This is a genomic window from Streptomyces sp. NPDC005017 (genome assembly GCF_042873115.1).
Taxonomy (GTDB): Bacteria; Actinomycetota; Actinomycetes; order Streptomycetales; family Streptomycetaceae; genus Streptomyces.
In genome coordinates this window covers 158941-170241 of sequence record NZ_JBIALD010000017.1, presented here as the reverse complement: position 1 = coordinate 170241, position 11301 = coordinate 158941, and the positions used below count along the sequence as shown (strand labels likewise).

At 73.6% G+C, this 11301-nt stretch carries 9 protein-coding genes, 1 tRNA gene and 1 pseudogene; 4 read left to right on the top strand and 7 right to left on the bottom strand.

The annotated features are described in order from the left end of the window. Window positions 1-1230, top strand: a pseudogene (locus ACFYR0_RS25235) (hypothetical protein); the annotation flags it as partial. Between the two features lie 345 nt (window positions 1231-1575). Then, the gene (locus ACFYR0_RS25230; protein ID WP_389332243.1) at window positions 1576-2412 is read left to right on the top strand and encodes a class I SAM-dependent methyltransferase; all 837 of its coding nucleotides are present in this window, start codon (window positions 1576-1578) and stop codon (window positions 2410-2412) included. Window positions 2413-2442: 30 nt separating this feature from the next. On the opposite strand, the gene ACFYR0_RS25225 is transcribed toward ACFYR0_RS25230, so the two are convergent. The 5 genes from ACFYR0_RS25225 to ACFYR0_RS25205 form a co-directional block, all read right to left on the bottom strand. Then, window positions 2443-2658 (bottom strand): hypothetical protein, encoded by a 216-nt coding sequence (locus ACFYR0_RS25225; RefSeq protein ID WP_389332240.1) that lies wholly within the window; start codon window positions 2656-2658, stop codon window positions 2443-2445. 203 nt (window positions 2659-2861) lie between these two features. Continuing rightward, on the bottom strand, window positions 2862-3026 hold the full coding sequence (locus ACFYR0_RS25220) for a hypothetical protein (protein ID WP_389332236.1): 165 nt from the start codon (window positions 3024-3026) through the stop codon (window positions 2862-2864). 242 nt (window positions 3027-3268) lie between these two features. After that, window positions 3269-4873, bottom strand: a complete 1605-nt coding sequence (locus tag ACFYR0_RS25215) for a TROVE domain-containing protein (RefSeq protein ID WP_389332233.1) — start codon at window positions 4871-4873, stop codon at window positions 3269-3271. Between the two features lie 107 nt (window positions 4874-4980). Beyond that, window positions 4981-5055: transfer RNA gene (locus tag ACFYR0_RS25210), tRNA-Gly, on the bottom strand. A 312-nt stretch (window positions 5056-5367) separates the two neighbouring features. Then, window positions 5368-6855, bottom strand: a complete 1488-nt coding sequence (locus tag ACFYR0_RS25205; protein ID WP_389332230.1) for a PHB depolymerase family esterase — start codon at window positions 6853-6855, stop codon at window positions 5368-5370. Window positions 6856-7234: 379 nt separating this feature from the next. Between ACFYR0_RS25205 and ACFYR0_RS25200 the strand changes: the two genes are divergently transcribed. Further along, window positions 7235-8704 carry a tannase/feruloyl esterase family alpha/beta hydrolase gene (locus ACFYR0_RS25200; protein ID WP_389332227.1) on the top strand — a complete coding sequence of 490 codons (1470 nt, stop codon included), beginning with the start codon at window positions 7235-7237 and terminating at the stop codon, window positions 8702-8704. A gap of 45 nt (window positions 8705-8749) precedes the next feature. Here ACFYR0_RS25200 and ACFYR0_RS25195 read toward each other — a convergent pair whose 3' ends face one another. Together ACFYR0_RS25195 and ACFYR0_RS25190 are read right to left on the bottom strand one after the other, a co-directional pair. Further along, window positions 8750-9172 carry a hypothetical protein gene (locus ACFYR0_RS25195; protein WP_389332224.1) on the bottom strand — a complete coding sequence of 141 codons (423 nt, stop codon included), beginning with the start codon at window positions 9170-9172 and terminating at the stop codon, window positions 8750-8752. Continuing rightward, window positions 9169-9840, bottom strand: a complete 672-nt coding sequence (locus tag ACFYR0_RS25190; protein ID WP_389332221.1) for a DNA alkylation repair protein — start codon at window positions 9838-9840, stop codon at window positions 9169-9171. Before ACFYR0_RS25190 ends, ACFYR0_RS25195 begins: the two co-directional genes overlap by 4 nt. A 181-nt stretch (window positions 9841-10021) precedes the next feature. Here ACFYR0_RS25190 and ACFYR0_RS25185 point away from each other — a divergent pair, with 181 nt between their 5' ends. After that, window positions 10022-11203 carry an NAD(P)/FAD-dependent oxidoreductase gene (locus ACFYR0_RS25185; RefSeq protein ID WP_389332218.1) on the top strand — a complete coding sequence of 394 codons (1182 nt, stop codon included), beginning with the start codon at window positions 10022-10024 and terminating at the stop codon, window positions 11201-11203. Window positions 11204-11301 lie beyond the last annotated feature (98 nt).

Below are 11301 nucleotides of genomic sequence, written 5' to 3'. Positions count from 1 at the left end.
GCCCCCGTCGAGTCCCTGATGCCGCTGCGCCTGGCCCGCTACGGCGTCCCCCTCGCCGAGACCGCCCCCGCGGGCCTCGCCGCCGCCGGCATCGACGACCGCGGTGTCCGGCACACGGCCGAGCGGATCATGTCGCCTGAGCGGCACGAGACCGCCTCCGAGAGCACGGCGGCGCTGCCCGCGCCCCTCACCGGAGGCCCCGCGCCCCTCACCGGCGGTCCCGCGCCGCTCACCGCAGGGCCCGCGCCCGTAGCCGCGGGCGGCCCGGAGCAGCAGCCCTCGCGCGGGGCCGCCCCGGACAGCGCGCGCCCGCGCCCCGCCCTCGCGACCACGGACGAGGGTGTCGAACGGTTCGCCGACGCCTACACCGCCTTCCTGGACCAGTTCAAGATCGAACCGACCGCCGCGCAATGGGCCTTCTGGCTCCGCGACACCTACGGCATCTCCACCGCGGCCGGCGCGCCCCTCGCCGACGAGCAGGTGCAGCCGCTGCTCAGAGCCCTCAAGGAACGGTACGCGCCGGCCGAGGAACCCCTGCCCGCGCCCGCGGAACAGGGGCCCACCGACGAGTGGTTCGACTACTTCCACGAAGCGTGGCGGGCCTACGCACGGGACACGGGCACGTCCCCCGACGCCGAGGAACTCGCCGCGTACGTGTACCAGCGCGACGGCATCACGGGCGCCGACGGCCGGCCCATCACCGGTGACGACATCGCCGACTACTTCGCGGGCATCCTGGAACGCGAACAGGGCGAGGACACCCCGGACGGGGACGGCGGGACGAACGGGAGCGCCGAACCGTCCGAACCGGCGGCCGAGGCGGACGCCCCCGCCGCAGGGTCCCCGTCGGACGACGGCACGGAACTGACCGCCGCCGACCGCTACTACCTGGCCTGGGCCGCGTACCGGGACGAGAACGGCGCCGAGCCCAGCGCCGAGGAACTCTCCGCGCTGCTCGCCGCCAAGGGCCTGACGGGCCGCGGCGGCAGGCCCGTCGGCACCTCCAACCTGCGCCGTCACTACCTGCGTTGGCGCGTCTACGACGTCTGGGCCGCCGAGCGCGCCCGGGCCGCCGACCCCTCGCCCGAGAGCGTGGCCCGGTCCTGTGCGCTGCTCGGTGTCACCGCCCAGTACAACCGGCCCGTCACCGCCGAGTACATCACCGGCGAGACCCCCGACTTCGAACGACGACGGCGGGCCCTCACCCGACACGGTGCCCGGGCCCAGTAGCCGTCAGTGCGCCATTCTCCGAAAACCCACGGCCGTACGCCTCCCCCCTTTTCGGCGGGGCCGAACGAGTGAGCGGGCGGCACCGCGCCCGGTGCTCCGGTCGCCCCGGTGGGGGCGTGAGGCGGTGGCGCGGGCGGGCTTGGGCCGATCGGATCAGGCGCGGCGCGCCTCGGCCGGGTGGCGGGCGGCCCATGGAGGATCGGTGGACCGGCGGCCCGGGGAACGGGCGGCCCCGCATCACTCCAGCGCGTGAAGAGGTCCGGTCATGAAACCGTTCGACGCCCCGCCGCTCCCGTGCCCCGGGTCCGGTGACATCCTCGACGCCACGCCGGTGGCGGTGACGCCATGACCACCGCACCGCAGGGCGACGCCCCGGACGGGGGACGCTACGGCGAGGCCGTCTTCCGCCCCGGCCAGGAGGGCGAGGGCGAGCGCATCGACTACGGAGCCCTCGCCTACGACGACATCACCATGGCGCGGCTCCGGGAGCTGGGAGTCGGCCCGGGATGGCGCTGCCTGGACGTGGGAGCCGGCACGGGCACGGTCTCCCGGCGGCTGCTGGAGGAGGCCGGGGTGGAGAGCGTGCTGGCCGTGGACCGCGACGTACGGTTCCTCGCCGAGCGGCCCGCACCCGGGCTCGACGTGCTGGAAGGGGACGTCACCGCCCCCGGCACCGTCGTCTCCGGGCGGTTCCGGCTCGTCCACGCGCGTTTCCTCCTGATGCACCTGCCCGAGCGGGAACGCCTGATCAGGGCGCTGGCGGAGCTGGTCGAGCCCGGCGGCGTCCTGGTGCTCGGCGACGCGGTCGACCTGACGAGCGACCGTACGCCGACCACGCCGTACACCGAGGTGATGCGGGCGATGTGGCAGGGGCTGAAGGACTCCATCGGCACCGACGTCTCCTGGGTGCCCGCCTATCCGGACCTGCTGCGGGGGGCCGGGCTGCGGCCCGTCGCCGCCGAGATCCATGTGCCGCCGCTGGTGCCGGGCGGTCCGCTCAGCCGTTTCTGGGCGGACACCTGGGAGCGGAGCCGAGAGGCGATGCTCGCCACCGGCCTCGTCGACGACGCGGCGATCGACGCGGGCATCCTCTACCTGGGCTCCGAGGAATGCGCCGCCCTCTCGGCCGGAATGCTCACGGTCTGGGGCCACAAGCCGGAGGAGGGGCAGGAGCAGGGCTGAGCCGTACCGCCTCGGGGGCGCACCCGTGCGTCAGGCCTTCCAGTCCTCCGGCCCGCCGCCCCGCCATTCGATGAGCTCGGACCGTACGACGTCCATCTCGTCCCAGTCCTGGAGTCCGGCCTCCTGGACGAAGGCGGCGACGTCCAGCACGCCGTACGCGATACCGACGAAGCGGCCGTTGATGCGGACGCGCCGGCCTCCGTCCCCGGAGGGCGGGTACACGGCGACGGGATGTTCGGTAGCCATGGAGCCAGCGTGCGACGGGGGCCGGTGGGGCGCACGGTGTGGGAGCCCGGGGTGCGGCACCCGGAAAGGGGCGTGAGGCGGCCGCGCGGGCAGGACGGGTGATGTTCGCGCGGGTCGGCCCTCCGCGGCCCGCCGGGCCGCAGACTCCGGTGCACGGCCCGGCACATCCGCTCCACGGTGGCCACGGGACGGGCCGCCGACGGCTACGAGGCGGGCTGCTCCGCGTCCCCGAAGCGGGCCAGTGCCGGGGCGCCCGTGAGGGACAGCGCGAAACCGGTCACCGCGACCGGGGCGAGACCGTGCCGGGTGGTGTCGCCGAGCCGGACGACGCCGAAGACCGCCGGGCCGACCGTCTCGCCGATGACCATGGCCGCCGTGGCGGCGGTGACCGCGCCCGCCTGGGGCTTCGATCAGCGGCAGACAGCCGGTGATGCCGGAGCAGACCACGGCGTAGGCGGCCGGGCCGGTGAGGACGCCCCGCACGTCCAGGCCGGGCAGCAGCCGCGCGGCGACGAGCCCGAAGCTGAGGCCCGCGAGACCGCCCGGCACGGCGGCCCGATGGCGTTCTCCCGGCCGCCGCGGACGACGGCGGGAAGGGGCCGGGCAGGCGTCAGTCCTCCCAGGGCCAGCCCGTGTCACGTCCCCGCGACAGCAGGTCGACCAGGGTGAACAGCTGGTCGGAGAAGCCGCCGACCTCGTAGCGGTTCGGCTTGCCGGTGTCGATCGAGGCCGGTCCGTAGCCGGAGGTGTTGAGACCGAACAGCGGGACCCCGGCCGGGACCGCCTCCGACACCGACAGCCCCCGCACCGAGTGGCCCGGGTAGGCGAAGGCCTGCATGTCGGAGACGATCACCACCCGGTCGTGCCCGGCGTACGTCCCCTTCAGCGCGGCCACCGTCTCCGTGCCGTGACCGACCTCGCCGACCCGCGCGCAGAACTCGTCCGCCTGCCGCAGCACCGAGCCGCCCCGGACGAGCGGGTGCCGGAAGGCGCTGTTCGCGAAGCCCACCAGGTCGACCTCGCAGCCGCGCGCGGCCAGGGCCACCGCGAACAGGGCTCCGACGTCCACGTGCCGGATCTCGCTGCGTGCCGACACCCGTCCGGTCATGGACGCCGAGGTGTCGACCAGGACGAGGGTACGGCCGGGCAGGGCAGGGATGTTCGCCGTGGACGCGGCCAGCGCCCGCTCCAGGGCGTGACCCCAGCGCAGCGACGGCGTGGCCCGGTAAGCGGACAGGAACCGGTACGGGAACTGCCGCGACCGGCGTACCTCCTCCGGGTCGGCCAGCCGCGCCGCGACCTGGGCGGCCACGGTGTCGGAGACACCCGCCTCGTCGAAGTTCCGCAGGTTCCGGGTCAGGGCCATCAGGCCCATCGACGGGATGACCGCCTCCCACGCGGCGGCGTCCATCGGGCCCTGGAGCCATCCGGCCAGTGCCTCCCACGTCATACCGGCGGCCTTCAGCCGCTCCGCGCCGTCCGGCCCGGTGACGACCGCGCGCCGCTCGGCGACGGGCAGCGCCATCAGCTCCCGGTGCGCGGTCAGCGTCCGGTCGGACGCGGGCGCGACCGCGGTCTCGGGGTGGTGACGGCGGTCGAGCGCGTAGCGGAACAGCTCGCCCTGCCACGGCTTGTCGGGGTCAGGCGCGGCGTGCACGAGGTTGAGGACGTCGCCGAAGCGGTAGCCCTTCGAGGCGGTGTCGTACTTCAGCAGCGCCTTGCCGTTGTACATGCGCCGCACGGCGTCGGCGAGGCCGCGCTTGACCGGCTTGGGCAGCCGGCGTCCGTACGACTGGGCCCAGTACCCGAGCAACTCGCCCGGCTCGTCGGGCCGCTGGAGCACGGAGGCCACGACCTGGCGCGAGTGACCGTCGAGTCCCGCGTCGACGCGTGCCTTCACGAACTCGGCCGCGCCGACCAGCGCCGCGCTGCGCATGTTCGCCGAGCCGCGCAGCCAGCCGAGCAGACCGGCCGTCCACCGCGGGTCCTCCACGGCGAGCTGCCGTACGAGGCCGCGGAAACGGTCGTCCCGGGCGCCCGCCTTCTCGTAGAAGGTGTCCTGGCCGACCATGTTGACGACGGCGAGCAGGAACAGGTCACTGCGCGCATCGCGCACGAAGGCGGCCCCGCCCTCGAAGGTGGCGGTGCGCTCACCGGTCGTGGTGACCGGGGACTGGGCGGCCGTGCGGGACGCGCGGCGGTTGAAACGGGACATGAAAAGGAAACCCCCAAAAAAGGAGGGAGACGACGACGCGAGGGTGCCCGAGATCGGATCGGCGGCGGTCACACAAGTGTCCTGGGCCGCTGGACGACACCACCCCATGGATGGCGGCGGGATTCGAACCCGCGTCACTCTCTTGGAAGGAGAAGTATCCGCTGCCTGCGCACCGGGCACCCCCGCGTCGTGCCTCCCGAGTTCAGAATGGGCAGCGGCGTGTTCTTTACAGGAAGGAGCCGCTGTCCGCGCACCGGGAGGTGCTGTGAAGTTATGGGCTCAGAGATCGGATCGGCGACGGCACACAGTGCTCTGCCAACTGAGCTACACCGGCCGAAACCGGTGGCAGGACTCGAACCTGCGGCCACTCGATCTGGATTCGAAGTATCCGTCGCCTGCGCACCTGAGCTGTTGCAAACCGTAGGACACAAGTGGGCCGACGCCCCACCGAATTAACGCCGCCACTGGGCTGATGGTGTGTCACCCACCGTCTCTCACGCCGGACAGCCGTTGTCCGCCACGACGTAGTGACCAGGCGCGGTCTGCTCGAGGGTATGGGCGGTGAACGTGTTCCACAGACCCATCGCCTGGCCGGAGCCCTGGGCGTAGGTGTGGCCGCCGCTCTGGTAGGCGCGTCCGGCGACCGTGTGGTCGTAGTTGCTCGCCGTGTGACAGGTGGGGGTGTGGCCGGTGGTGGTCGCGGTCACCGCGGAGGAGACCGCGCCCGCCGTACCCGCCGCGTCCACGGCCGCCACGGTGTAGGTGTACGTCGTCCCGGTGGCGAGGCCCGTGTCGGTGTACGAGGCCGAGGTGGCGCTGCCGGTCTTCGTGCCGCCGCGGAAGACGTGGTACGACGCCGCGCCGGGCACGGCGGTCCAGGTGAGGGCGGCGGTGGTGCCGGTCGTCGCGGTGACCCTCAGCCCCGTGGGCGCGGGCAGGGAACCGGGGTTCTGCCCGCCGCCGTCCAGGCCCCAGAACCGGGCGGTGTGGTAGCTGGAGCAGAGGGTGTCGAGGTAGTACGTGCCCGCGGTACCGCACTGCTCGGGGCCGCTGCCCGGGTCGACCGCGAGGCCGTGTGCCATGCCGGAGACGGAGTAGACCTGGACGGCGGGCCGGCCGGAGGGGTCGTCGTAGACGGACAGTGTGGTGCCCGAGCCGAAGCTCTCCGTGCGGGAGGGCGTCTGGCCGATGCCCCACACATCGGTCCACTGGTCGCGCAGTTCGGTGGCGTTGGCGGGCCGGACGGTGGTGTCGGCGGTGCCGTGCCAGACGGCGACACGGGGCCAGTCGCCGGTGCCCGCGGGGGCGGCGGCGCGCACCAGGTCGCCCCACTGGGCGGGGGCCCTGTCCGGTGGGCTGTACATGCACGTGTAAGCGGCCGACATGGTGGTCGCGCAGGAGGCCGGGATGCCGGAGTCGACGGCGCCGCCGGCGAAGACGTCGGGGTAGGCCGCGAGCAGGTTGGCGGTCATGGCCCCGCCCGCCGACAGGCCAGTGACGAACACACGCCGGCTGTCGCCGCCGTACAGCGACACTGCCTTGTCGACCATCTGCCGGACCGACAGCGCCTCGCCCTGGCCCCGCCTGCTGTCGCCCGGCTCGAACCAGTTGAAGCAGGAGTTGGCGTTGTTGGCACCGCTCGTCTGGGGGAAGACCAGGGCGAAGCCGTAGCGGTCGGCGAACTTCGGCCAGCCGGAGTTCGCGTGGTAGTCGCTCGCGCTCTGGGTGCAGCCGTGCAGGGCGACCACGAGCGGGGCGCCGGACGGCAGGGCGTCGGGTGCGTAGGTGTACATCGACAGGTTGCCGGGGTTGGTGCCGAAGCCGGTGACCTGGGTCAGTCCGGCGGCGTGCGCGGGCGGCCCGGCGGCGACCAGGCCACCGGTCAGAGCCAGTGCCCCGGCCCCGACGACGAGCCGGCGGCGGAAGCGCTCGAGGACTCCGCGGCTCCTGGTGAACCGGTGCGGAGGGTGCGACTGTCCCATGACGACTGCCTCCTGATGCGATGAGGGGGTGATGGCTGGGTGATGACTTGGCTCGTGCTCTGCGGCTCGTCGACGCCGGATCTCCCGGGATCGGTGTGGCGTGCATCATCTGGGCGTCGCGGTGAGGGCGGCATGGGCGGGGCAGCCAGGGTTGAGCCGGGGTCTGTGTGACGGGCATCCATGGCCGGGCCGGAGACCGACGGGGTAGGGGACCGGGTGTACGGCGCCACTGCAGTGCGTCAAGTCGCAGGCGACAGCAGCACGGTGGTGTCGGCGACCACTGACAGAGACCGGACGATGGTGCCCGCACCCATAGGGTGGGCCACGTGCGCGCCATAGCCTCCCGCGCATCCCAGCATGCGACTCCGGAGGCACACAGATGCGTCGTCCCACACCCGACTCCCCTTCTCGCTCCCGGCGACGGGGGATACCGACGGTTCTCGCCCTGGCCGCCCTCGTGCTCAGCCCGGTGCCGGCCGCGGCCGCGCCGGGGAGCACCGCGGAAGCCACCGGCGCGGCACCTCACTGCGCGTCCCGGACACAGCCGCGCGTGCCGGGCGCCGAGCGCCAACAGGCGTCCTGCCTGGACGAGTTGACCACCGCGGGTACGGTCGCCTCGGGACACACCGACCCGGCCGACTGGGCGGGCCTGACACCGAAGGACCTCGCCGTCCCCAGCGGGGTCCCGGGCGTCCAGATCGACGGCTACTTCCCCGACACCTCCACCACCAACACCAACCACGGCTGGCAGCACGACGCCCAGTTCGTCATCCGGCTGCCCGACCGCTGGAACGGCGGCCTGGTGGTGGCCGGCACCCCCGGCAACCGCGAGCAGTACGCCAACGACCGGGCCATCGCCGACTGGGTGCTCGCCCGCGGCTACGCCTACGCCGCCACCGACAAGGGCAACACCGGCCTCGCCTTCCACCGTGACGGCGAGGCACCGGGCGACGCGATCGCGGAGTGGAACGACCGCCTCACCCAGCTGACCCGCGCCGCCCGCGCCACGGTCGCCCGGCACTACCACCGCCCGCCCGCGCGCACCCTGGTGACGGGGATGTCCAACGGCGGATACCTGGTGCGCTGGCAGCTGGAGAACCACCCCGAGCTCTACGACGGGGGAGTCGACTGGGAAGGCACCCTCTGGCGCGCCGACGGCCCCACCCTCCTGGACTTCCTGCCGCCCGCGCTGCGCGCCTACCCGGCCTACGCCGCCGGCGGCGAGGACGCAGGCCCGGCGCGGGACGCCCTGCACACGGCGGGCTACCCGGCCGGGTCGGAGTTCCTGTGGCCGTACCACCACAAGGTCTACTGGGACCTGACCCAGCGCATCTACCGCGAGGAACTCGACCCCGGCTTCGACGGGGCGACCGAGGCCGGAACCCCGTACTGCACGAGCGGCACACCGGCCTGCGACGCCGACTACGACTACGCGTCCCGCCCCGCCGAGGTCCGCCAGGCCGTCCGGAAGATCGCCCTGACCGGCCGCATCGCCAGGCCGCTGATCACCATCCACGGAACCCTGGACGTCCTGCTCCCGATCACCCGGGACTCAGACGTCTACGCCCGCATGGTCCGTGACGCCGGCCGCGCCCCGCTGCACCGCTACTACCGCGTCGAGGGCGGCACCCACGCCGACGCACTCACCGACATGTTCCCGGACCGCCTCCGCCCCCTCGTACCGTGCCACCGCACGGCGTTCACGGCACTTGAGGACTGGCTCAGGAAGGGCCACCGTCCCCCGGCGTCCGGCACGATCGCCCTGCCCGCGGGAGCGGACGCGACGACGCTGCTGAACAACTGCGCTCTGGGTGGACGGGGCAACGTCCGTACGCATAGCGGTTCCTGACGGTAATTCAGGCGCACACGTGTCCGGCCGGGGCGTCCGGGCGGCTCAGGTCGACAGCAGCCGCCGGGCGTGCCCGGCCTCGTCCTCGCCGAGCAGGCCGGGCCGTGCGTCGTGAAGCTCCCAGCGCGTGGTCGTGCCGTCCGGGCCGTCGAGGTGCCCCCGCGACAGGGCCGCCTCGATCCGGCGGCGGACCTCGGCCTCGGCGGCGGGGGCGGCGGCGAAGAGCACCCGCAGCCGGACCTCGCCGCCGTGGCGCCGCGCGGAGGTGTGGTGGGGCGCGAGGGGGCAGGGCGGCTCGTGCCCCCAGTGCCCGCACAGCGCGACGGTGATCGCGGCTCCCGGGGCACGCACATCACCGTCCGCCGCCATGAGGACGACCGCTTCGTGGACGAACGCCCGCCGCACCCGGTCGGTGTCTCCCGGCCCGCCGGCCACCCCTTGAGCCCGGTCCCCGTGGCCGTCACTCACACGGATTCCCGCCGCCGCACCATCTCGTCGATCCACACCGGCGCGAACGGCGACGTGCAGCCCGGGGGCGTCGGGTAGTCCTTGAGCACCTCCAGGCGCTCACCGATCTCCAGCGCGCGGGCGCGGTGCTCGGGGTGCTCGATCCCGATCTGGGCCAGGCAGTGGTTCATAGCCCACTGCAGACGATCCGGTGCGTCCTTCATCTCCGACTCGACGACGTCGAGCAGCCCGGGGAGGTCGAGGCCCTCGGGTTTCTTCGCCACGCGTTCGGTGGTCAGTGCCCAGCCGGCGCTCGCGACCACCGGATCGGGGTCGGTGAACCAGGCCTGCCGCAGTTCCTCGGCGTGTGGGTTCTTCTTGACCGCGTAGTTCACGAGCCAGTCGTGCACCTTGGGGGTGCGGGCCTCGCGCAGCATGGCGTCCAGCTCGTCCCGGTCGAACGCCTTCGGGCGGCAGACCAGCAGCGCCAGCAGCCGCGCCGCGGTGTCGCCCGTGGCCCAGAGCTGCCGCGCGAGCTCCTGCTGGGTCCTGAGCCGCTTGGCGAGCGCGCGCAGCTTGCCGAGGTTCACGCCGTGATCGTCGCCGTGGCGCTCGTTCACCGCCCGGGCCTTCGGATCCTCGAGCCCGGCCAGCTCGGTCATCACCTCGGCCAACGTCGTCCCGGCCACGGCTGCCTCCCGTCCCTCGCGTGCCGGGGGCAGCCTAACGGGGCCGGCCGGGGGAGCCGGGGCATGAGCGTCAGGCCCGGTTCCGGAGTGTGACCGTTGTCACATCCAGGGCTGTCACGGATCGGTGCCCCGGTCTGTCCCATGGGCGACACCGCATCCACCCCAACCGCTGGAGCACGCCATGAACGCCATCGCACGCCACGAGATCGTCGTCCTCGGCGCCGGGTACACCGGCATGCTGGCCACCGCCCGGCTGGCCCACCGCACCCGTGGACGGAAGGTGCGGATCACACTGGTCAACCCGTCGGAGCGGTTCACCGAGCGGCTGCGCATGCACCAGATCGCCGCGGGCCGGACGCTGGCCGATCACCGCATTCCCGAGGTGCTCGCCGGTACCGGCGTGGAGTTCCGCCGCGCCGCGGCCGCGTCGATCGACCCCGAGGAGCGGCAGGTGACTCTCGACGACGGTGCGGTGCTGCGCTACGACACGCTCGTCTACGCGCTCGGCAGCGCCACCGACACCACCCGGGTGCCGGGCGTCGCCGAGCACGCCTGGACGCTGAACGACCCACGGGCCGCGCACCGCTTCGCGGGGCGTCTGACCGAGCTGGCCGCGGCCGGCGGCACGGTCACCGTGGCCGGCGGCGGGCTCACCGGCATCGAGGCGGCCACCGAGATCGCCGAGAGCCACCCGGGTGTGACCGTCACCCTGATCAGCTCCACCGAACCCGGCGCGATGATGGGGGAGCGGGCCAGGGCGCACCTCACCCGCGCACTGGACCGGCTCGGCGTCGTCCGCAGGACCGGCGAGCGGGTGACGAAGGTGCTGCCCGACGCGGTCCGGCTGAGCGGCGGTGAGCACCTGCGGTCCGGCCTCACGCTCTGGACGGCGGGGGTGCGCGTGTCGCCGCTGGCCGCCGAGGCCGGCATCGCCACCGACGAGCGCGGCCTGATCGTCACCGACGCGACACTGCGTTCGGTCTCCCACCCGGAGATCTACGCCATCGGCGACGCGGCCGCGGTGCGGCAGGCATGGGGTCAGATCCACGGCACCTGCCAGAGCGGCCTGCCCACCGCCGCGTACGTGGCCGACGCCATCACCCGCCGACTGCGCGGCAGGACGGTGAAGCCGTTCCGGTTCGGCTACTTCCACCAGCCGGTCAGCCTCGGCCGCGGGGACGCCGTCATCCAGTTCACCCACGCCGACGACACCCCGAGGCGCTGGTACCTGAAGGGGCGCGCGGCGGTCATGTACAAGGAGAGCGTGAGCGGCAGCCCGGTGCCGTTCATGAAGCTGAGCCGCCGGGTGAACGTCGTGGTGACCCTGTCGAAGGGCGGCCGGGCCACGCGCGCCAACGGCTGAGTCCGGGGCCCTGCGGCGGCACGGCATCGGCCCACCCCCTGGCGGGCGACCTCCCGCGCGGCACCGCTCGAGCCGCCGGAAGCACCCACAGCGCGAGC